Raw genomic sequence first — 21989 nt, 5'->3', positions numbered from 1 at the left:
CCGACGACCGCCGACGACCGCCCGAGCATGCCCCCGATTGAGGTAGTCGCCATCCACATCGGCACTGAGGTGCGCGAGGTCCTGGAACTGGTCTTCGGCCCGTTGCGCGTGCGTGACCTCGATGTCGAAGAGCTGGGCCGGATGCTGATCGGTTACGTCGAGAACCACCACAACGAAAGGAGGGCGGGCGCGTGAGTCCCGCCGAGATCGTCAGCCTCGCCCCGATAGTTTTCGGGGCGGGCCTGGCCCTCTTCCTCACCCTGGCCATCGTCCACCTGGTCCGCTACGTACGGGCTACCCCGGCGATGCGCCTGAGCATCCGGCAGGCCGGACGCATCCGGCGCGGCTGGTCACGTCTGGCGCCGATGGCGGGCCTGTCGGTGGTGGACAGGAAGCCCACCGTCATGGCGCAGATCAGCCAGGAACTCAGTACCGACAAGACGCGGAAGATCGAACCGCGCACCCTGATCCCCACCATCAAGGTCACCCCGGATGAGTATGGGGTAATCGTGAGGGCGAAGTGCCTGCCGAAGGTGTCTTTGGAGGAGTTCCAGAAGGCGTCCAACTACCTGGCGGATGCCTGGGGGTGCGTGCGGGTCTCGGTCACCCCTGCCAAGAAGCCGGGCCAGGTCGTCATCCGTGCGGTGCGGGAAGACCCCCTCGCGGTCAAGACCACGCACGTCCCTACCGGTTTGCCGCCCGAGCACATCACCCACTGGCACCTGGGCCTGGACGAGTACGCCCGCGACGCGGTGGTGGACCTGGCCAACGTGCCCGGGATCACGCTGGCCGGTCTGCCCGGCTACGGCAAGACCTCGGCGGTCAACAAGTTCATCTGCGATTTCGCGCCCTCGCCGCTGGTCCAGTTCGGCGGCCTGGACGGCAAGGTCTCCATGATCGAGGAAAGCGACTACGCGGCGGTCGCTGACCGGCTGTTCCGCTTCGTCGGCAACGACCTGCATGAGGCGAATCGTTTCCTCAAGGACATGGTGGATCTGCGGCGCCGCCGCGTGAAGCTGGTGCGCACCGTGTTCGGCTCGGCCAACATGTGGCACAAGGGCCCCCGCGAGGACTGGCCGCTGATCGTCCTGTTCGTGGATGAGGCGCAGGCGTATCTGCGGGAGATCAAGGCCCGGGATGAGAAGTCCCGCGAGCTGGCCGCCCTGGTCGCGGAGAACGGGCGGCTGCTGGCCGAACTGGTCGCGCAGGGCCGCTCGGTCGGCATGATCACCATCCCGATCACGCAGAAGCCCACCGGCGACGCCCTGCCCACCGCGATCCGCGATATCGCACCGGTCGCGCTGTCCTTCGCGCAGCGCTCCACGGACGCGGCCGTGGCGGCCCTGGGTGAGGACATCCGGAACTGGGACGACATGAACCCCGTCAACCTCCAGGGCTCCACCTATGTCGGCGTGCTGGTCATGTCCAACCCCCACGGCCCCGGCTACATCCGCGTACGCACCCCCTATGTCGCGGATGCGGACGCGGCCCAGATCGCCCAGCAGACCGCCCACCTCACCCGCGACCCCGCAGCCCTGCTCAACGCCTTCGATAGCGGCCCGAACTTGAGCAAGGCCGCCTGACCCCAATCCGCCCTGTTTCCAAGGCTGTTTAAAGGAGGTGACTTCTCATGGGTGAAGAACGGGTGACGCAGCGGACCGTAACCGTCGTCATGGCCACCATCGCCGCTCTGGCGTTCGTGTTCTCCTTCGGCAACGTCTGGTCCCTGGCGCTCCGCCTCGGCGTTCCCCGCCCCATCGCGCCCTTGATCGCCCCCATGGTCGACCTGTCCGTACTCGGCCTCCTGGTCGGCCTGCGCCACCTCTCGCTCAAGGGCGTTGCCCCAGGCGACCTCAAGGGCGCGGTACGGCTGATGCACCTGTCCGGGCTGCTCACCCTCGCCCTGAACGTCGCCGAACCCCTCGCCGCCGGACACTACGGCCGCGCCGCCCTCGACGCGGTCGCCCCGCTGCTCCTGCTCGGCTGGGGCACAGTCGGCCCCCAGATGCTCCGCCACTTCCACACCCTCAACACCCCGGACTCCGCACCCGCCCCCGATTCGGAACCATCCACCACCCCGGCCCCGGCCCCCGCGCCGGTCCCGGCCGAACCAGCCCCCGAACCGAGTACGGCACCGCCCTCCGAGGCCCCATCCGTTCCGGTCCCGGCCTCTCTGGTCGACGCGGCCCGCACCATCGCCGCCCAGCACCACACCGCCACGGGCGAGCCCATCACCCCCGCGCAGCTCAAGACCCGCCTCGGCGTCCCCCTGGCACTGGCCACTGCTGCGCACGCTCAGCTCTGAACCTGAGCCATCCACCGGCCTCCTGATCCGGCAATCCTCCTCCCACCGCTGGCCCTGTCCGGGCCCCGGCCTCCCCTGCCCGAACCGCACCCCAACACGCCCTGAAACGGGTGCGGTTCGGGCTCTCGGCCCCAGTTCACGGTGGGCCTGCCATCCCGCCCCTTGCGTCCGAGAGGAACGCCAATCCATGCCCACGCCCCCAGCATCCAACTCCGTGGCGGCCCCCGACCGCCCCACCACCCCGGCCAAGCCCCTCGACCTGTCCCACGTCAAGAGCCCTGCCCTGCGGGAACTGCTCACCCACCTCAACGAGGGCACCTTCGAACCGCTGCGTCACGGGGTCGCGCAAGCCCGCGGCTGCACCCAACCAATCCAGCTCGCCGGTTGGTCCGAGACCGTTCACGCCACAACCGGCCGCGTCCTGCGCTCCTTCAACACCGCCGACACCCCCACCGGCCGCATCCTCGTCGCCTGCAACAACCGCCGCGCCTCGCGCTGCCCCTCCTGCGCACGCCTGTACGCGGGCGACACCTACCAGCTCATCCGCGCCGGAGTCGTCGGCGGCAAGAACACCCCCGAACAAGTCCGCACCCACCCCCGCGTGTTCGCCACCCTGACCGCCCCCAGCTTCGGCCCCGTCCACGGCACCATCTGGCGCGGCGCCCCCGGCTGCGCCTGCGGCACCCACCACCACGACACCGACCCCGCTTTGGGCGCCCCCGTCAACCCGCGCCGCTACGACTACACCGGAGCCATCCTCTTCAACGCCCAGGCCGGACAGCTCTGGGACCGCTTCACCACCTACCTGCGCCGCTACCTCGCACGCCTGGTCGGCATGACCCAAAAGGCCATGGGCGAAGAACTGCGCGTCTCCTTCGCGAAGGTCGCCGAATACCAAAAGCGCGGTGTCGTCCACTACCACGCGATCATCCGTCTCGACGGCCCCGACGGCGGCACCACGCCTCCGCCCGCCTACGCCACCGCCGCCGTGCTGTCCAAGGCCATCAAGCTCGCTGCCCGGCACGTCATCCTCACCGTCCACGCCGAAGCACTCGGCGAACGCACCCTCAAATGGGGCCGCCAGGTCGACGTACGCCAGATCACCCCGGACGACGGCAAAGGCCGGCTGACCGCCGAAGCCGTCGCCGGATACATCGCCAAGTACGCCACCAAAGGCGCCGAAGACTCCGGCATGGTCGACCGCCCCCTTACCTGCCGCGCCTGCAAGGGGCACGGCATGACCACGCTGCGCGACAACACCACTGAACTGTGCGACCTGTGCACCGGAACTGGGCACGAGCCCCTCTCCGCCCTGCCCGTCGACACACACGTACGACAGATGATCCGCACCTGCTGGGACCTGGCCACCGTGCCGGAACTCGCCGCTCTCAACCTGCGCAAGTGGGCCCACATGCTCGGCTTCCGCGGTCACTTCTCCAGCAAATCCCGCCGCTACTCCACCACTCTCGGCGCCCTGCGCGAAGAACGCCGTGCCTGGCGGCAAGACCAACAAGAACCCCTCGAACTGGAGAACTGCGAGCAGTCCGGCGACACCACAGACGACCAGGAAGAGCCCATCACCCTCGTCGTCTCCGACTGGACCTTCCTCGGCACCGGCTACACCCCCGGCGAAGAACTCCTCGCCGCCCAAGTCCGCCACGAACGCGAACACGCCAGGCGGCTCAAGCACGAGGGGGCTGATCGCGAATGACAGGGCCTGTGCTCGACGTCGACCAGGTGGCCGCGCGCCTCCGCATCAGTCGCTGGAAGGTCTACGACCTGATCCGCTCCCGAGAACTCGCGTCCTTCAAGGTCGGCCGCCTCCGCCGCATAAGCGAAGCCGCCGTGCACGACTACATATCCCACCGCACCGAACAGGAAGCCGCCTGATGGCCAAGCCGAAGAAGAACGCCAACAACGAGGGCACCATCTATCAGCGCAAGGACGGGCGTTGGGAAGGCAGTGCCTACGTGCTGGCCATGGACGGCACGTACAAACGGCGGAGCGTCTACGGGAAGACCTGGGACGAAGCGCACGAGAAGCTGACCAAGCTCAAGGCCAACTCCCTCGACGGCCTGCCGGTCGCAACCAGCAAGATGACCATCGCCGAGTACCTGAAGTACTGGCTGGTGAACGTCGCCAAGGGCAAGGTCCGAAGGACGACGTACGTCAACTACGAGTCCCTCGTACGCAACTACGTCACCACGGAGTTCGGCAAGAAGAAGCTGGTCCGCCTCACGGCTCGGGACATCCGCGCCTTCCTCGCCAAGACGGCGGCCACCTGCCAGTGCTGCGCGCAGGGCAAGGACAAGAAGCGGCCCGAGCGCAAGCGGCGCTGCTGCGCCCTCGGCAAGTGCTGCAAGAAGCTCCCCTCGGACCGGACTGTGCGCTTCCTGCTTGTGATCCTGCGTGCCGCTCTCCAGCACGCCGTACGTGAAGACGAGCTGCCCCGCAATGTGGCCCGGAATGTGGAGCTGAGCATGGGAACGAAGCGCGAGATCGAACCGCTCACGGCCAAGGAAGGGCGTCAGCTCCTGGCGGCGGCCCAGGAAAACCGGCTGTGGGCCGCGTACGAACTGGCGGTCAGGATCGGCCTGCGACGCGGTGAGATCCTCGGCCTGCGCTGGTCGGACCTGGACCTTCACGACGGCACGCTCACGGTCCGGCAGGCTCTACAGCGGGTCGGCGGTGAGCTGCTGATCGTCGCGCCGAAGACACAGCGCTCGGCCCGTCGCGTGGCCCTGCCGTCCGAGTGCGTGGCGGCTCTCCGCGCGCAGCGTGCCCAGCAGATTGCCGACAAGAAGGCGGCGGGTCACAACTGGAAAGGGACGGGCCACGGTCTCGTGTTCACCACGAGGAACGGGACCCCGATCGAGCCGCGCAACCTGAACCGCTCCTTCGAGGCGTTGAGTGCCCGTGCCGGCCTCCGCAAGGTCCGCTTCCACGACCTGCGGCACACGTGCGCATCGCTGCTTCACGAACAGGGCGCGGACGCTCGCATGATCATGGAAGTGCTCGGCCATAGCTCGATCCGCGTGACCATGGACATCTACACCTTCGTACGGCTCGACTCGCAGCGCTCGGCCTTCGACCGCGTTGGCGATGCACTGAGAGGTGACGGCGACGGACCGGACGATGACGATGGTGCGGCCGGAGCCCCGGTAGCCGTCTGATTCGCTCCCGGACGCGGTTGCCGTCAAACACTGCCGTCAAGACAAAAGCCAGAGGCCCCGTGGATCACTCCACGGGTCCTCTGGCCTGCTGTGCACTCGGCAGGATTCGAACCTGCAACCTTCTGATCCGTAGTCAGATGCTCTATCCGTTAAGCTACGAGTGCTTGGCGTTCCGGGCTTTTCTGCCCGGTCGGCGTTGCGGGAACAACATTACATGACCTGCGCCGGGAGACGAAATCCGTTTGTCTCACCCCTGCTGACCTGCACTTATGCGCACTATGTACACAAACACGAGAGCCCCGGTCGTGACGACCGGGGCTCCTGTGTTCAACGTGCGGAGGCGGAGGGATTTGAACCCTCGATGGGCTTTAAGACCCAAACCGCATTAGCAGTGCGGCGCCATAGACCGGACTAGGCGACGCCTCCAGCACACCCGCGCGAGCGCGTGGTGCGTTGCAGATGATGACACAGCCCAGCGGCGTGTCACCAATCGCCCCCCACGGTACTAGGCGGGCGGGCGGCAGAGCAAAGCCCCGGCCTGCGGCTCCGCCTGGCCGGGTGCCGGCCGAGTGCCGGCCGGGTGCGCGAGGGCTCCGGCCGGGGCGGGTGGGGACCGTGGGTAGGGGCCGGGGGCGGGGGCCGGGGGCGGGGGCCGGGGGCAGGGGCCGGGGGCGGGCGCAACGTCGCGCCGCGCGGCGCGTTAAACGCGGTGAGCCCGAATCCCCGAGCCTCCTGGAGTCACCATGCTGCGCCGTCTCGCCCTCACCGCCGCCGCGTCCTTCGCCGCGCTGTCCGCCGCACCCGCCGTCGCCCAGGCCGCCGACCACACCCCGCGGTTACCGCTGGCCGAGCAGGACCGATTCACCGTGACCGCCGCCGGGACGGGTGGCGCCGGCGACGGGACGTACGAGCTGGAGTGCGGTGGCGACGGGAGCCACGGCGGTACGCATCCGCAGGCGGCGGCCGCCTGCGAGCGGCTCGAACAGCTGGCGGCGGAGGGCAAGGACCCGTTCGCACCGGTGCCTTCGGACGCGCTGTGCACCATGCAGCACGGCGGCCCGGGGACGGCGCACATCACCGGCACCTGGCAGGGACGGGCGGTGGACGCCACGTACGACCGCAGCAACGGGTGCGAGATCGGGCGCTGGAACGCACTGGTGCCGGTGCTTCCCGAGACCTCGGGCGCGGTCGGTCCGATGAGGGCGGGCTGACGGCAGGCGAGGACACGTCCGGGCACGGCGAGGACAGGTCCGGGCACGGCGAGGACAGGTCCGGGCACGAGGTCCTGGCCGCGCGCCGGAGCGCTGGTGTGTGCCTCCGGCGCGACGGCCGGGTGACCGTGTGCGCGCGAGGCGCTCACACCTCCTCCGTGCGACCTCCCTCTCATCCGGCGTCGCGGGCGCAACGCGTGCCCGTAGACTCCTTCCCGTGACACGCCAAGGGCCGAGGGGCAAGATGGTCCCGGCGGTCGGCAAAAGGCAGTAAAGGGAGGATCCGTCGTCGTGAGCAGCAGGCCATCCCGAGGCGCTGCTCGCCTCGCAGCCATACTTGACGCCCTTCCGGACGCGCTTCTGCTCGTCAATGCGAACGGCACCGTCGTCAACGCCAACACCATCGCGCTCGAAACCTTCGAGACTTCCGGCTGGGCACTGGTCGGACGGGGGCTGCTCGATCTACTGCCGGAGTTCGACTCCCGGCTGATCCCGGGCTCGATGCGACGGCCCGACACCGTGGCCGAGGATGACGGCGGGCGTACCAAGCCGAAGCGGATGACGGCGCGGCGCACGGACGGAAGCGAGTTCCCGGTCGAGGTCACCAGTGCCAATCTGGAGGACTCCCGGGACGCGTACGAGAGCCACGGCACCTATGGCTACTCCGGGGACGAGCTGCTGATGCTCGTCGTCCGGGACCTTTCGGGGACCGTGGACACCGAGGCCGAGCTCGCCCGTTCACAACGGCAGACCGAGATGATCCTGCGGGCCGCGGCCGAGGGTGTCGTGGGCACGGACACCGAGGGCCGCGTCGTCCTCGTCAACCCCGCCGCCGCACAGATCCTCGGCTACCGCGCCAGCGACCTCGGCGGCAAGGAACTGCACCCGCTGGTGCAGCACTCGCGGTCCGACGGCGAGCCCTTCCCGTTCGAGGAGAGTCCGCTCGCGGACACCCTGCGCTCCGGGCGCAAGCACCGCGTGCGCGGCCAGGTCCTGTGGGCCAAGGACGGCAGCCAGGTGCGTGTCGACCTGACGACCGCGCCGGTCCGGGACGGGGACCAGCTGGTCGGTGCCGTCCTCGCGTTCACCGACCGGCGCGCCTACGACGAGCTGATCGCCCAGCACACCGAGCAGTTCAACCAGGCCAAGGAGCGGCACGCCGAGGAGATCGCCCAGGCCCAGGAGCAGTACACGGCCCTCGCCGAGCGCGAGAAGGACCGCTACGCCGCGCTCGCCGAACGCGAGAAGGACCGCTACGAAGCCCTGGCCGAGCGCGAAAGCGCACGCTACGAAGCGCTCGCCGCGCGCCACAGCCAGCTGCTCGCCGTGCTCGGCGAGTCGCTGCGCGGCCCGCTCGAAGAGCTCCGCGGGGAACTCGGCACTCTCGCCGCGGACCCGGCGGGCCAGCTGTGGCCCGAGGCCAACCAGGTACTGCACCATCTCGCCGCCGGCTACGCCCGGATGACGACCCTCGTCGACAACGTCCTCGCCTACCAGCACCTCGACACGGGCGACGCCGAACTGCACAAGGAGACCGTGCTCCTGGACGGCGTGGTCGCCGCCGGAGTCGAGGGCGCCATCGAGCTGATCGGGCCCGGACGCGCCCAGTTCGCGGTGCACGCGCCGCCGCTCGAGGCCGAGGTGGACGCCGCTCGGCTCGCCACGGCCCTCGCGCATCTGATCGCCGATGTCGCCGGGATCGACGCGACCGGCAACGCCAAGGGCCCCGCCCCCGCGCCCGCCCCCGGCGGCTACGTGGACTCCACGATCGTGGTCGCTGCGGCACAGCGCGGTGAGGTCGTACGCATCGAGGTACGCGGGCCGTACGCGGGCGGGGACCCGGTGCACGGGCCGATCGTGCGCGGCATCATCCGGGCGCACGACGGTGTGCTGCAGACGCACGAGGTGCCGGGCATGGGCGGCAGCGCCTATGTGCTCGAAGTTCCGCTCGGCTCCGGGGCAGGTGCGGGCACGGCCACGGGGGCGGATGCGGTCCAGGGCGCGGGGACGGATGCCGGTTCCGGTTCCGGTTCCGGCAGCGGTGACGAGGGCGGCGGAGCGGGGCAGCTCGCCGTACCCGCGCAGCAGGCCGAGGGCGGCGGCCGCCGCCGCGCCCTGCGGTCCTCCTCCGTGGACGCCTTCCTCGACGACGGATCCCACGACTCCGGCGACGCCTCCGGCCCCGGCGACTCCGACAACTCGGGTGCGGGCTCAGGTGCGGGCTCGGGCTCGGGTGCCGATGAGCAGCCGCGCGGACGGCGCCGTCGGCGTGCCGCTGCCGCCGAAGCCCCCGCACAGGCAGGGGCAGGGGCTCAACCGCAGGCGCCCGCACAGTCCCAGGAACAGGGGCACTCCGACCTGGTGCCCGCGCAGAACGCCGGCAACGCCGGCGGTACGGGACGCAGGCGCCGTCGCCCGGCCGCCGACGAGGGCGCGGCCGACGCCGCACAGGGCTCCGTCGTGACCGCGGCCGAGCACGCCGCGGGAGCCGGGTCCCATCAGGGCACGGCACTCGGCGAGACCGTTCCCCCGCAGGGCATGCCGGTGCCGGCGGAGTCCGCCGCCGTGGCGCCGACCGGGCGCAGGGCGCGGCGTAACCCGGAGGGCGGGCTGCCCGCGCTTCCGGCCGCTGCTTCGGACAGCGGGACCGCCGCCCAGGGCGACGCCAGCGGTCAGGCGACGGCCGATGCCGAGCCGCGCCCCACAGGGCGGCGCCGCCGGGCGCTCGCCGCCGCGCAGGAGCGGGAACGGGCCGCCGCGGCGGAGCGAAGCGGACCTCGTACCGCCTTCGCGCTCCCGCCCGCCGACGCCGACCGCACCCCCCGCCCGCAGGACGCCGACGCGGACGTACCCGTGGGCGGAGCCGTGGGCGGCCCCATGGACGTACCGGCGAATCTTCCGGCGGACGCTCCGGCGGAGGGGCAGCCGGTCGGCTCGGCCGCAGGTCACGGCCAGAGCGACGGCCTCGGTGACGACCACGATCACGGTCACGGCTACAACGCCGCCGACGGACCGCACGCCGACCACACTCCGCCGCAGCCGCACCCGGTGCAGGCACCGACCGGGCGGCGCCGGGCGCGCCCCGCTCCCGCCGAGGCCCCCGCTGCGGGCCCCGCCGAGCAGCCCGTCCCGGAGGCCACGGAAGCGGAACAGGCCACCGGGGAAGGCTCGGTGGCGGTCGGCGGCGAACCCGGCGGCCCCGCCGAGAGCGTGCCCGCCCCGCTTCCCCCCGAGCAGATGCCCGCGGCGTCCGCAGAGCAGATGCCCGCAGCGCCCGCGGCGTCCGCAGGGCAAGCGCCCGCGGAAGAAGGGCAGTCGGCGGACCAGGCGCAACAAACACAGCAGGCGGCTGAGGCGCAGCAGGCGGCTGAGGCGGCTGAGGCCGCGCGTAACCGTCTGGCGCAGCCGCTGCCCGCCGAGGCCGGTGCGCCGTCCGGCGGCGGATCGAGCACGTCGACGCAGGGGCGGGCGATCAGCGTCCGCACTCTGGGCCAGGGCGTTCCGTTCGCCCAGCACATCGCGGAGCAGCAGCGCGGCCGCCAGCCGCAGTCGGGCCAGCCGGTTCAGCCGCAGCCGGGACCGCTGCCGCCGAAGCCGCAGGGGCCGCCGCCGGCCCAGCCGCAGAACCCCACGCAGACGCAGACCGGCAGCCACACCACGTCCGGGTCCGGGCGGCGGCGCAAGCTGGCCACGCCGCCGGATTCGGGGCACCCCGCGGACGAGCGCACCAACGGTGAGGGCGTACGCACGGGCGCGGGCGGACCCTCCGCCGGGCGGCCGCATCCGCAGTCGCCGCTGCCGCCGCAGGCCGGGCCGGGAGCCGGGCCCGCCTCAGGGGCAGCCGCCGGTGCCGCACCCGGCGCCCCTGCCGCACCCGGCACCGGCGCCGAGCCCGGTCCGCTCCCGGAGACCGGCTCGCTGCCGGGCTCCGGTCCACTCCCCGGTTCCGGTCCGCTGCCGGGCTCCGGTCCGCTGCCGGGCTCCGGCTCGCTCGCCGGTGCGGGCCCTCTTCCCGGGGCCGGCCACGGACATGAGCCGCAGCAGCGCACCGCAGGACGTTCCTACGCGATCGGCGCTCCGGACGAAGGTGCCGAGGGTCCCGAGCCGCTCGACGGTCCGGGCGGTGCCGTCGAGGTGGCCAACCAGCCCCAGCCGCAGCCGTTGGACGACGAGCTGCCGCCGGAGCCGCTGGACAACCCGCGCCGGCTCCTGGTGTGGCCCGCGCCCGATGTCTCCACGCAGCAGGCGCTCAGCGACCGTGGCTACCGGCCCGTGATCGTGCACTCCCGTGACGAGGTCGACGCCCAGATCGCCGCGTTCCCCGCGGCGCTCTTCGTCGACCCGCTGACCGGGCCCATCACGCGCACTGCTCTGCAGTCGCTGCGGCAGGCGGCCGTCGCCGCCGAGGTGCCCGTCCTGGTGACGGCCGGTCTCGGCCAGGCGACGCGGGAGGCCGCGTACGGCGCCGATCCCGCCGTACTCCTGAAGGCCCTGGCGCCCCGGGACAGCGAGCAGCACCCACCGCGGGTCCTGCTGATCGAGGAGCACGAGGAGATCGCGTCCGCGCTCACCGCCACCCTGGAGCGCCGCGGTATGCAGGTCGCTCGCGCCGGGGCCGATGCGGATGCCGTCACGCTCGCGACGCAGATGCGGCCGAATCTGGTGGTGATGGACCTGATGCAGGTACGCCGCCGACGGGCCGGAATCGTCGACTGGCTGCGCGCCAACGGACAGTTGAACCGCACTCCGCTGGTCGTCTACACGGCCGCCGTCGACCAGTCCGACCTGCCGAAACTGGCCTCGGGCGAGACGGTGCTGTTCCTCGCGGAGCGTTCCACCAGCTCCGAAGTACAGTCCCGGATCGTCGATCTGCTCGCCAAGATCGGCACCAACTGAACTGACGCCGGGGAGGCCGCCGCACCGGTCACCGGCATCAACTCGCCAGCGGAGTACGGCGAATGGGCGTTGTTCCACAGTTTCCGGTTTCACGTGGAACAACGCCCGCTCGCCGTACGCGCCGCACCCCCAAGGAGCAGCCCTTGACCGCCGCCCCGTCGCAGACCCACAACCCCGAGCAGACCACCGTCCCCGCCGACAACGGTGAGGTCACCCTGCTGATCGCCCGGCAGGTGGAGCCCGGTTTCGAGGAGTCCTTCGAGGAGTGGGCCCGCGGCATCCTGGCCACGGCCGCCACCTTCCCCGACCACCTGGGGCACGGCTTGTTCCGGCCGTCGGCGGAGGGGGCGCCATGGTTCCTGGTGCACCGTTTCCGGAACGCGGCGGCCTGCCGGCGCTGGCAGGAGTCGCCGGAGCGCGCCGAGTGGTTCGCCCGCTGCGAGGGCCATCAGCACACGGAGATAGCCCGGCGTGAACTGACCGGAATGGAAACGTGGTTCGCCAAGCCGGGGACCGTACGGCCCGCGCCACCGCGCTGGAAGATGTGCATCAGCTCGGGTATCGCCATCTACCCGATCTCACTGTTCGGCAATGCCGTGATCGCGCCCCATCTGACGGGGCTGCCGCTGATCCTGCGCACGGCCGCGCTGACCGTACTGTTCAGCACCCTGATGACGTACGTGGCGATGCCGACCGTCAGCAAGGTGCTGCGCCGCTGGCTGGACCGCGGCCCTCGCGCGCGCAACCTCCGGCGTACGAAGAAGAGTTGAGGCCGTCCGCCGGATGCGGGCGCTGTTTCACGTGGAACAGCGCCCACCTCCCACCGGCCATGGGCCTCAGAAGTCCCTGACCTCAGAAGTCCCTGACCTCAGAACTTCTCAGAAGTCCCTGGCCTCAGAACTTCTTGACGTCCAGCTCCCCGTCCGCGTACTGCCTGCGGATCACCTTCTTGTCGAACTTGCCGACGCTGGTCTTCGGCACCGTCGGAATGATCGACCAGCGCTCCGGCAGCTGCCACTTGGCGATCTTCTCGCCGAGGAAGTCCCGCAGCACCTCGAAGTCCGCGGTCGCGCCCTCCTTCAACACCACGGTGGCGAGGGGGCGTTCACCCCACTTTTCATCGGGTACGGCGACAACCGCGGCCTCGGCGACCCCGGGGTGCGCCATCAGGGCGTTCTCCAGCTCCACGGAGGAGATCCACTCACCGCCGGACTTGATGACGTCCTTGGCCCGGTCGGTCAGCCTCAGATAGCCGTCGGGGCTGATCGTGCCGACGTCACCGGTCTTCAGCCAGCCGTCCTCGCTGAACTTGTCCTCGGGCCTGAAGTCCTCGCCCGCCGCGCCGCCGTAGTAGGCGCCAGCGATCCACGGCCCGCGCACTTCGAGCTCACCGGCCGACTCGCCGTCCCACGGCAGATGTTCGCCGGTGGGCCCGGTGAGCCTGGCCTCGACTCCGGCGGGGAAGCGGCCCTGCGTGAGGCGGTAGCCCAACTCGTCCGCCTCGCTGACCCCGGCGGGCGGGCGGGCGACCGTGCCGAGCGGTGAGGTCTCCGTCATGCCCCAGGCGTGGCAGACCCGCACACCGAACTTGTCGTAGGCCTCCATCAGCGAGGACGGACAGGCCGCGCCGCCGATGGTGACCTGGGCGAGGCTCTCGATGTTCCGTGGGTTGGCGGTGAGTTCGGCGAGGAGGCCCTGCCAGATGGTGGGCACGGCCGCCGCGTACGTGGGTCGCTCGCTCTCGATCATCTCGGCGAGCGGCGCGGGCTGCAGGAAGCGGTCCGGCATCAGCATGTTCACACCGGTCATGAAGACGGCGTGCGGCAGGCCCCAGGCGTTCACATGGAACTGCGGGACCACGATCAGGGCGATGTCCTCGTCGGTGAGGCCCATCGACTGGGTCGTACTGACCTGCATGGAGTGCAGATAGATGGAGCGGTGCGAGTACACGACGCCCTTGGGGTCACCGGTGGTGCCGGAGGTGTAACACATGGCGGCCGCCTGGCGTTCATCCAGCTCGGGCCAGTCGTACGCCGTCGGCTTTCCGGCGAGCAGCTCCTCGTACTCATGCACCTGAACACCCGCGCCGTCCAGGACGGAACGGTCGCCGGGACCGCTCACCACCACATGCTCGACCGGCGAGAGCTGCGGCAGCAGGGGAGCGAGCAGCGGAAGCAGTGAGCCATTGACGATGATGACGCGGTCGGCGGCGTGCTTGACGATCCACACCAACTGATCTGCCGGAAGGCGCAGGTTGAGGGTGTGCAGGACGGCGCCCATGGCGGGGACCGCGAAGTACGCCTCGACATGCTCGGCGTTGTTCCACATGAGCGTGGCGACCCGCTGGTCGCCCGTGACACCGAGATCGTCGCGCAGGGCATGCGCGAGCTGCGCGGAACGCTCCCCGATCTCCGCGAAGCTCCGGCGGTGCGGCTCGCCCTCTCCCGTCCAGGTGGTGATCTGCGATGTGCCGTGGACGGTCGACCCGTGCTTGAGGAGTCGGGTCACGGTCAGTGGTACGTCCTGCATGGTGCTCAGCACGGCGTCCTCCCGGTGGGCGCTACGGAGCAGTAGGGTTGCGCCGATTCTCACTCCATACCAGGTGGTATGTCACTAGTCCGGGCTCGGTGAGAAGCAACTCATTCCCGCACAGGGCGCGAGAACGCATCCCTTACAGGGCCTCTTGCCTACGGTGCCGGGCTCAGCGGACCGGCGTCAGCCCGGGGTCCTCGCGGAGCTTCCCGAGCGCCCGCGAGACCGCGCTCTTCACGGTGCCGATGGACACCCCGAGCACCTCCGCGGTCTGCGCCTCGCTGAGATCCTCGTAGTACCTCAGGACCACCATGGCCCGCTGCCGGGCGGGCAGCTTCAGAATCGCCTGCCACATCGCGTCTCTGAGCACCTGCTGCTCGGCGGGGTCCGCGACCGGCACGGGGTCCGGCTCCGGCAGCTCGTCGCAGGAGAACTCGTCGACCTTGCGCTTGCGCCACTGGGAGGTCCGGGTGTTCAGGAGGGCCCGGCGCACATAGCCGTCCAGGGCCCGATGGTCCTCGATCCGCTCCCACGCCACATACGTCTTGGTGAGCGCGGTCTGCAGGAGGTCCTCCGCATCGCTGGGGTTCGCCGTCAGCGAGCGCGCGGTACGCAGCAGCACCGGCTGGCGGGCACGCATGTACGAGGAGAACGACGGGTACGCGGCGGAAGAGGCAACCCTCGTCGCGGCCTTCGATGCTCTGCTGCAGACGGGCCCCTGAGTAGCGGTCATGGGTCCACGCTAGAAGTGCCCCCTACCCATACGGATCGGCCCCAGGTCCCGAAACCGAGTCCCCCTCAGGTTGTAGGAGTGGGGCCCGCCCCACCTCCTGAGGGTGGAGGAGGCGGGGGCCGCCCCTGAGGGGAGGCCCCGAGACGGCGAACGGCACGGCGGCGCAGCGGCGGTGGTCGGCAGTGGGGCAGCGAGGGCGGCGGTGGGGTGACATGACCGCCGCCGGGTGCGGCTAGCCGATCCGCGCCACCGGAGCGTGCATCAGGTTCCGGTCGACGACCAGGGTGCGGCCGCCGTACCGCTCCTTGTGGTTGCCCATGTACTGGTGGATCCGGCGGGCCGGCCGCCAGGCGTGCCGGGACAGCTGGGGCTCCCGGTACAGATTCGGCTTGGTGCGCCAGCGCGCGAACCACATGATCTCCGGCAGGTCCCGCACCCCCTGGCTGCGGGCCATCTCCATGTGCCGCACCCCGGAGTTGGCGCTGCTGTAGAACCCGGGCAGATAGGCGTGCCGGCGCACCTCCCGGTTCCAGGCCCGCACGAACGCGAGCGTCTTCAGACGGCAGCGCCTGTCCGTCAGGCGGTACGCCTCCATGTCGAGGTAGAGCGGGCTGCCCGCACGGATGCCGAACATCCGTGCCTTGAGCACCGCGTCCTTGCCCTCCCTGCGCCCCTGCCACCAGGGGTGCCGCCCGATGCGCACCGTCTTCTTGTGCTTGGCCGTCACACAGGGCGGCTGCGAGCCGACGTAGGTGGGAAGTACCCGCCAGCCCATCCGGTGGGCGCCGCGCATCCAGGCCCTGCTGAGGTGCGGCTGGCGCTTGCAGTGACGGCCGCGGCCCGCGTAATAGACGCCCACCGCACGGTAGTTGGAGTGCTTGCGCCAGCGGGACATCGTGGACAGCGGCGGAGCGGTGCAGGTGTCGAAGGCCCAGCCGCGGAACAGCCTGGGCCGCGGGCGCGACTGCTCGGCGGCGGAGGCGGGAGAAGCCGGAGAGGCGGGAGAAGCCGGAGAGGCGGGAGAGGAAGCGGTGGCGGGCCCCGCGCCCGTGACGGGCCCCGCGCCCGTGACGGGCCCCGCGCCCGTGACGGCCTCGGCACCCGTCGCGGCCGCGGCGCGCGGAGCGACCGCGGGAACGGTCAGCAGTGCCGGCAGGGCCAACAGGGCGAGGACAAATCCCAAGATCGGCCTTTTATGGTGCATATGGGTGTGCATACGGCGAGTGAACGGGCCCGTCCCCCGCGCGCGCCCGGGACACGCGCGCGTTCAGCCGTCCGCCCCCGAGACTTCAGCCGTCCGAACCCCTCCCGGCCTCCCCGGCCGCGGACACGAACCCCGCTGCGGCCACTCTCCCCCGCTGCCTCAACCATCCGCCCCCAGGATCAGCCCCGACGTGGGCACTCCTGTGCCGGCCGTGACCAGGACGCTCGACGCCCCGGGTATCTGGTTCACCGCCGAGCCGCGCAGCTGCCGCACACCCTCCGCTATGCCGTTCATCCCGTGCAGATACGCCTCGCCGAGCTGTCCGCCGTGCGTATTGATCGGCAGCGCCTCCTCGGCCACGAACTCCGCCGCCTCGCCCGGCTTGCAGAAGCCGAACTCCTCAAGCTGCATCAGCACGAACGGGCTGAAGTGGTCGTAGAGGATGCCCACATCGATATCGCCCGGGGCGAGCCCGGAGCTGCGCCACAGCTGCCGCGCGACCACGCTCATCTCGGGCAACCCGGTGAGGTCGTCGCGGTAGAAGCTGGTCATCTGCTCCTGCGCGCGGCCCGCGCCCTGGGCGGCCGCCGTGATCACCGCCGGTGTCTGCCGCAGATCGCGGGCCCGCTCGGTGCTCGTCACCACGATCGCCTGGCCGCCGTCGGTCTCCTGGCAGCAGTCGAGCAGCCGCAGCGGCTCCACGATCCAGCGCGAGGCGGCGTGGTCCTCGAGCGTGATCGGTTTGCCGTAGAAGTACGCCGCCGGGTTGGTCGCCGCGTATTTGCGGTCGGTGACGGCGACCGGGCCGAACGCCTCAGGGCCCAGGCTGTACGTATGCAGATAGCGCTGGGCGGCCATCGCCACCCAGGACGCCGGGGTGAGCAGTCCGAACGGCAGCGCCCAGCCGAGCGCCGCACCCTCCGCCGACGGCTCGCGGTGCTGCACTCCGGAGCCGAAGCGGCGCCCGGAGCGTTCATTGAACGCCCGGTAGCAGACGACGACTTCGGCCACGCCGGTCGCCACCGCCAGTGCCGCCTGCTGGACGGTGGCGCAGGCCGCGCCGCCGCCGTAGTGGATCCGGGAGAAGAACGACAGCTCGCCGATGCCGGCCGCCTGGGCGACCGTGATCTCCGGGCTGGTGTCCATGGTGAAGGTGACCAGGCCGTCCACGTCGGCGGGGGAGAGGCCCGCGTCGTCGAGGGCCGCCTGCACCGCCTCCACTGCCAGCTTGAGCTCACTGCGCCCGGAGTCCTTGGAGAACTCGGTGGCGCCGATCCCCACGACCGCCGCCCGACCGCCGAGGCGGTCCGCTCCGCGCACACTCATGCGCCCGCCCCTTCCATGGCCGGAAGCTGCACGGTGACCGTGCCGGTGACATGCCTGCCGATGCCATTGGCACCGACCACCTCGACCCGCGCGATGCCGCCCTCTATGGAGGCGACCTTTCCGGTCAACACCATCGTGTCGCCCGGGTAGTTGGGCGCGCCCAGGCGTATCGCCACCTTGCGCAGGACGGCGCTGGGGCCGAAGTGGTCGGTGATGTAGCGGCCCACCAGGCCGTTGGTCGTCAGGATGTTCATAAAGATGTCGGGCGAGCCCTTCTCCTGGGCGAGCGCGGCGTCATGGTGCACGTCCTGGTAGTCACGCGAGGCGATGGCCCCGGCGACGATCAGAGTGCGGGTGACCGGGATCTCGAGCGGCGGCAGCTCGTCGCCGGCCCGCACCTGCCGTGCGCCGCCTTCGGTGTCGGACTTCATACGCGCTCCCCCTCCTCAGCGATCAACTGCCCCAGCTCTGCCAGGACTTCGGCGCCGCATCCCAAGTACGCGTCCAGCTGGCGGCCCCACAGGAAGTGCCGGTGCACCGGGTGGTCCAGATCGGCGCCCATGCCGCCGTGCAGATGCTGGCCCGCGTGCACGACCCTGCGGCCCGCCTCCGAGGCCCACCAGGCGGTGGTGAGCGCCGCCTCCTGGTAGGCGAGGCCCTCGTCCCTGCGCCAGGCCGCCTCGTAGGCCGTGACGCGTATCGCCTCTGTGTCCATATACGCGTCGGCCGCCCGCAGCAGCACCGCCTGCTTCGCGGCGAGCGGCTTGCCGAACTGCTCGCGCACGGAGGTGTATTCGACGGCGCGGGCCAGCGAACCCGCGCAGACACCGGCCTGCAGCCCGGCGAAGGCGGTCCGCGCCATCGCGAGCACATCGCGGTACGGCTCGGTTCCGGGCTCGCTGCCGCCCGCCCCGCCACCGCCGACCCCGGCCCCGCCGCCGCCAGTCCCGGCCCCGCCGGTCCCGACCCCGCCAGTCCCTGCCCCACCGGTCCCTGCCCCGCCAGTCCCTGCCCCACCGGCCCCGGCCTCACCGATCCCGGCCTCACCGATCCCGGCCCCGCCGATCCGTTCTCCCGGCGTCCCGTCGAGGATCAGGCGGCCCGCAGACCAGGGCGCCGTCAGCTCCACGGGCACCACCTCCGCGTCGGCGGCGCGCACCATCCACAGGCTGTGGTCGGCCGCCGCCACCAGCACATGCGTGGCCTCCCGAAGCCAGGGCACCCAGGCGACGGTGCCACTCAACCTCCCTGCCCCACCCGGCGGAACCTGCCCGCCCGATGCCCGCCCCACGGCGCCCGCCGGACCCTGTCCCTCCGCCCCCGCGTCCCCCACGGCGCCCGCCGGACCCTGCCCCTCCGGCCCCCGCTCCACAGCAGCCTGTCCCTCCGCGGCCACGGCCCGCACCGCCGCCGGGTCCCGCAGTGCACCCGTGGCCACGGATGTGCCGTCCCGAAGGCCGGGAAGCAGCCGCTCGCGCTGCTCGGGCGTGCCGTGCGCGCCGACCGCGAGCAGGCCGTACACACAGCTGGCGGCGAACGGCACCTGTGCGGTCCTTCGGCCCTGCTCCTCAAGGAGCAGCACCAGGCCGAGCAGACCGATGTCCTCGACCGCGCCGATCAGGCCCGCCGCGCCCAGCGCCTTCCACAGCTGCGCGTCCATGTCCGTACCGGCGGCGGAGAGGCGGTCGGGGGTGGAGAGGTCCGCGAAGATCTGCTCCGCGAGATCGCGTGCCGCGGCCTGCTCCTCCGTGGGTGTGAAGTCCATCAGACGCCCCTCCCCCGGAACACCGGAAGCTCCAACTCCGCGTCCACACGCTGGAATTCGAGCCGCACCGGCATCCCGATCCGCACCTTGTCGTGCGGCACCCCGACGACATTGCTGATCATCCGCACTCCTTCGGCCAGCTCGACGAGCCCGACCGCATAGGGCGGATCGAAGGCCGGGAAGGGCGGATGGTGCATGACCACGTACGAGTAGACGGTGCCCTCACCGCTCGCCTCCAGGGTGTCCCACTCGGGCGAACCACAGGCGTTGCACCCGGGCAGCCACGGGAACCGCAGGGCCCGGCAGCCGCCGCAGCGCTGGATGAGGAGCTTGTGCTGTGCCACGCCGTCCCAGAACCCGGTGTTGTCCCGGTTGATCACGGGGCGGGGGCGCTTGCCCTTGGGTTTGGCCCGCGCGGGCGCGTACTTGAGGATGCGGAAGCGGTGCGTCCCCGCCAGCTCGCCGTTCGCCCTGATGTCCATCCGGGTCGTGACGAAGTGTCCCGTCCCCAGCTTGGTGGTCTTCTGCTCCGACACGGACTCGATCAGCGCGTCGAACGTGATGGCGTCCCCGGTCCGCAGGGGCCGCAGATACTCCTGCTCGCAGTCGGTGGCCACCACCGAGGTGAACCCCGCGTCGTCGAGCAGCCCGAACAGCTCGTCATAGGCGGCCGAGCGCCCCGCGTGCCCGGAGAGCCCGCCCATCGTCCAAGCCTGCAGCATCGTCGGCGGCGCGATGGCCTCCGGCCCTTCATAGGCAGGGTTGGCGTCCCCCATGGCTTCGCACCAGTGCCTGATCATCGGCTCGTTGACCACGTCCTTGCCCACCCCGGACTCGGCCGCGGCCTTCCCCTCGTACGCCTTGAGCCGGGTGGTCAGCTCACCGCCCACCGCCCCGCCGCCTGTCCCGCTCACCGCCCCGCCGGCCTCGCTCACGGCCCTGCCCTCCCCGGTCACGGCCCTGCCCTCCCCGCTCACCGCCGCACCTTCCTCATGCCGAGTCGCATCGTCGCGACGATCTCCCGCTGCACCTCGCTCACCCCGCCCCCGAAGGTGTTGATCTGCGCCGCACGGTTCATCCGCTCCAGCTCGCCGTCACCGAACGCACCCGGCGAGCCCGCCCGGACGAGCCCCGCGTCGCCCACGATCTCCTGACACATTCGATACACCTCGACGGCCGATTCGGTTCCCACGAACTTCACGCCGCTGGCGTCTCCCGGAGCGAGCCTCCCGGCCCCGACATCCCCCACCAAACGCCAGTTGAGCAGGCGCGTTGCCGCGAGCCGCGCATGTACTTCGGCCAATCTGGACTGCACCCACGGCACGTCAACCGGACGCCGCCCCGTCACCGGATCGGGTGTGCGCGCAAAGGCCAGAGCGCTCGCGTAGCAGTCCTCGGCCTGCATACCGATCGCGGCCAGCGCCACCCGCTCGTGGTTCAGCTGGTTGGTGATCAGGCCCCAGCCGCCGTTCTCCTCACCGACCAGGTTCGAGGCGGGCACCCGGATCCCGTCGTAGTACGTCGCGGTCGTCGTGAGGCCGCCAACGGTCTCGATCGGTGTCCACGAGAAGCCCGGCGCGCCGGTCGGCACCAGGATGATCGAGATCCCCTTGTGCTTGGGAGCGTCGGGATCCGTGCGGCAGGCGAGCCAGATCCAGTCGGCGTTCTGCGCGTTGGACGTGAAGATCTTCTGCCCGTCGATCAGCCAGTCGTCGCCGTCCCGCACGGCCTTGGTGCGCAGCGCGGCCAGATCCGTGCCCGCGGAGGGCTCGCTGTAGCCGATGGCGAAGACGATCTCACCGCTCAGGATCCGGGGCAGGAAGAAGTTCTTCTGCTCCTCGGTCCCGTACTTCATCAGGGTGGGCCCGACGGTGTTCAGGGTCACCATCGAGACCGGCGCGCCCGCGCGGTAGGCCTCGTCGAAGAAGACGAACTGCTCGTCGGAGCCGCGCCCTTGGCCGCCGTACTCGACGGGCCAGCCGAGCCCGAGACGGCCGTCGCCGCCGATCCGGCGCAGCAGCCTGCGCTGCTCACCCGGGTCGTCGGCGCCGTGCTCCGCGGCCGAGTCACGCATCACTTCGCGGAAGTACGTGCGGAGTTCGGCGCGCAGCCGCTGCTGGCGCTCGGTGGGGGCGAGATGCACGGCGGCCCTCCCGGGACCTCGTACGAATCAGGGTTTCTGACTGTCCGTCAGATACGCCACCACTGTCAAGGTCACGGACGCACGGCATCCACCACACCCGCCGGGTACGCCGCCCACGCCCGCCGGGCACATCGACCACGCCCGCGTGCACCCCGAACACGCCTGCGCGGCGGCACAGTTCGTGCCGCCGCGCAGACCTCACCCACCGCCCCCTGGAGCCCACCCCCGTCCGCCCCTGGGAGAGCGCGGGATCACCAGAGCTGGCTGAAGTTGACCGTGTTCGCCTCGTTCGACTGGTCGATCGCCGTGAAGGCCGAGCCGTTCACCTGGGCGTTGTTGTTCTGGTTCGAAGCGCCGGAGCCGGTCGCCACCTGCTGGTTGGTGGCGGAGTTGCCGTTGTTGTCGCCGCCGACACCGCTGCCGGAGACAGTCGCGACGCTCGTGTTCGAACCGTCGTCCGCGAAGCCGCCGTTGTCGGCCTGGGCAACACCGGTGAAGAGCGCTGCAGCGAGCGGAAGGGCAGCGGCTGCGGCGAGGACGCGGGCGGTCCGGATGCTTGCCATGTGAATTCCTCCAAAGAGCCGGTCGGTGCCGACCGGCAAGTGCGGCTGTTACCAAGGCAGTTGGCCGACCGCCTCAGCGATGTTCACGACGTCGCGACTCCAGAGTTGCCCACCGAATCCCCGGCGAACCACCCATCA

Annotated in this window: 18 protein-coding genes and 2 tRNA genes; 9 read left to right on the top strand and 11 right to left on the bottom strand. The window is 71.0% G+C overall.

Annotated features, from left to right (window positions below):
• Positions 1-27: 27 nt before the first annotated feature.
• The 6 genes from ACFQVC_RS17795 to ACFQVC_RS17770 all read left to right on the top strand — a co-directional run bounded on the left by ACFQVC_RS17795 (position 28) and on the right by ACFQVC_RS17770 (position 5478).
• A complete protein-coding gene (locus ACFQVC_RS17795; RefSeq protein WP_381831409.1) occupies positions 28-195 on the top strand; it encodes a hypothetical protein in 168 nt (55 codons plus the stop codon).
• Entirely contained in the window at positions 192-1583 is a 1392-nt protein-coding gene (locus ACFQVC_RS17790) for an FtsK/SpoIIIE domain-containing protein (RefSeq protein WP_381831408.1), read from the top strand. Before ACFQVC_RS17795 ends, ACFQVC_RS17790 begins: the two co-directional genes overlap by 4 nt.
• A gap of 47 nt (positions 1584-1630) precedes the next feature.
• Positions 1631-2305, top strand: coding sequence for a DUF2637 domain-containing protein (locus ACFQVC_RS17785; RefSeq protein ID WP_381831407.1), 675 nt, complete (start codon positions 1631-1633; stop codon positions 2303-2305).
• Between the two features lie 187 nt (positions 2306-2492).
• A complete protein-coding gene (locus ACFQVC_RS17780) occupies positions 2493-4016 on the top strand; it encodes a replication initiator (protein ID WP_381831406.1) in 1524 nt (507 codons plus the stop codon).
• A complete protein-coding gene (locus ACFQVC_RS17775; protein WP_381831405.1) occupies positions 4013-4195 on the top strand; it encodes a helix-turn-helix domain-containing protein in 183 nt (60 codons plus the stop codon). Before ACFQVC_RS17780 ends, ACFQVC_RS17775 begins: the two co-directional genes overlap by 4 nt.
• The gene (locus ACFQVC_RS17770) at positions 4195-5478 is read left to right on the top strand and encodes a site-specific integrase (protein ID WP_381831404.1); all 1284 of its coding nucleotides are present in this window, start codon (positions 4195-4197) and stop codon (positions 5476-5478) included. Before ACFQVC_RS17775 ends, ACFQVC_RS17770 begins: the two co-directional genes overlap by 1 nt.
• Positions 5479-5569: 91 nt before the next feature.
• Here the strand turns inward: ACFQVC_RS17770 and ACFQVC_RS17765 are convergent.
• Positions 5570-5642 (bottom strand) — tRNA-Arg (locus tag ACFQVC_RS17765).
• Between the two features lie 171 nt (positions 5643-5813).
• Positions 5814-5904: transfer RNA gene (locus tag ACFQVC_RS17760), tRNA-Ser, on the bottom strand.
• Positions 5905-6221: 317 nt separating this feature from the next.
• Between ACFQVC_RS17760 and ACFQVC_RS17755 the strand changes: the two genes are divergently transcribed.
• The 3 genes from ACFQVC_RS17755 (at position 6222) to ACFQVC_RS17745 (ending at position 12355) form a co-directional block, all read left to right on the top strand.
• Positions 6222-6689, top strand: coding sequence for an SSI family serine proteinase inhibitor (locus tag ACFQVC_RS17755; protein WP_381831403.1), 468 nt, complete (start codon positions 6222-6224; stop codon positions 6687-6689).
• A 291-nt stretch (positions 6690-6980) separates the two neighbouring features.
• Complete coding sequence (locus ACFQVC_RS17750; protein WP_381831402.1) at positions 6981-11585, top strand: PAS domain-containing protein; 4605 nt, start codon at positions 6981-6983, stop codon at positions 11583-11585.
• Between the two features lie 143 nt (positions 11586-11728).
• Positions 11729-12355: an antibiotic biosynthesis monooxygenase gene (locus tag ACFQVC_RS17745; protein ID WP_381831401.1), complete on the top strand. Its 627-nt coding sequence runs from the start codon at positions 11729-11731 to the stop codon at positions 12353-12355.
• Between the two features lie 124 nt (positions 12356-12479).
• On the opposite strand, the gene ACFQVC_RS17740 is transcribed toward ACFQVC_RS17745, so the two are convergent.
• The 9 genes from ACFQVC_RS17740 to ACFQVC_RS17700 form a co-directional block, all read right to left on the bottom strand.
• Positions 12480-14126, bottom strand: a complete 1647-nt coding sequence (locus tag ACFQVC_RS17740) for a long-chain fatty acid--CoA ligase (protein WP_381831400.1) — start codon at positions 14124-14126, stop codon at positions 12480-12482.
• A gap of 160 nt (positions 14127-14286) precedes the next feature.
• On the bottom strand, positions 14287-14850 hold the full coding sequence (locus ACFQVC_RS17735) for a SigE family RNA polymerase sigma factor (RefSeq protein WP_381831399.1): 564 nt from the start codon (positions 14848-14850) through the stop codon (positions 14287-14289).
• Positions 14851-15082: 232 nt separating this feature from the next.
• Positions 15083-16033 carry a DUF1906 domain-containing protein gene (locus ACFQVC_RS17730; RefSeq protein ID WP_381831398.1) on the bottom strand — a complete coding sequence of 317 codons (951 nt, stop codon included), beginning with the start codon at positions 16031-16033 and terminating at the stop codon, positions 15083-15085.
• 180 nt (positions 16034-16213) lie between these two features.
• The gene (locus ACFQVC_RS17725) at positions 16214-17380 is read right to left on the bottom strand and encodes a lipid-transfer protein (protein WP_381831397.1); all 1167 of its coding nucleotides are present in this window, start codon (positions 17378-17380) and stop codon (positions 16214-16216) included.
• Positions 17377-17778, bottom strand: a complete 402-nt coding sequence (locus tag ACFQVC_RS17720) for a MaoC family dehydratase (RefSeq protein WP_381831481.1) — start codon at positions 17776-17778, stop codon at positions 17377-17379. Before ACFQVC_RS17720 ends, ACFQVC_RS17725 begins: the two co-directional genes overlap by 4 nt.
• Before the next feature lie 29 nt (positions 17779-17807).
• Positions 17808-19145, bottom strand: coding sequence for an acyl-CoA dehydrogenase family protein (locus ACFQVC_RS17715; RefSeq protein ID WP_381831396.1), 1338 nt, complete (start codon positions 19143-19145; stop codon positions 17808-17810).
• Positions 19145-20080 carry a bifunctional MaoC family dehydratase N-terminal/OB-fold nucleic acid binding domain-containing protein gene (locus tag ACFQVC_RS17710; protein WP_381831395.1) on the bottom strand — a complete coding sequence of 312 codons (936 nt, stop codon included), beginning with the start codon at positions 20078-20080 and terminating at the stop codon, positions 19145-19147. The genes ACFQVC_RS17715 and ACFQVC_RS17710 overlap by 1 nt, the downstream gene beginning before the upstream one ends.
• A 38-nt stretch (positions 20081-20118) precedes the next feature.
• Positions 20119-21288: an acyl-CoA dehydrogenase family protein gene (locus ACFQVC_RS17705; protein WP_381831394.1), complete on the bottom strand. Its 1170-nt coding sequence runs from the start codon at positions 21286-21288 to the stop codon at positions 20119-20121.
• A 251-nt stretch (positions 21289-21539) separates the two neighbouring features.
• Positions 21540-21851, bottom strand: coding sequence for a hypothetical protein (locus ACFQVC_RS17700; protein ID WP_381831393.1), 312 nt, complete (start codon positions 21849-21851; stop codon positions 21540-21542).
• Between the last annotated feature and the right edge of the window lie 138 nt (positions 21852-21989).

Origin of the sequence: Streptomyces monticola (genome assembly GCF_042665355.1) — a bacterium.
Classification (GTDB): domain Bacteria; phylum Actinomycetota; class Actinomycetes; order Streptomycetales; family Streptomycetaceae; genus Streptomyces; species Streptomyces monticola.
This window is presented reverse-complemented; position numbering and strand designations above follow the sequence as displayed.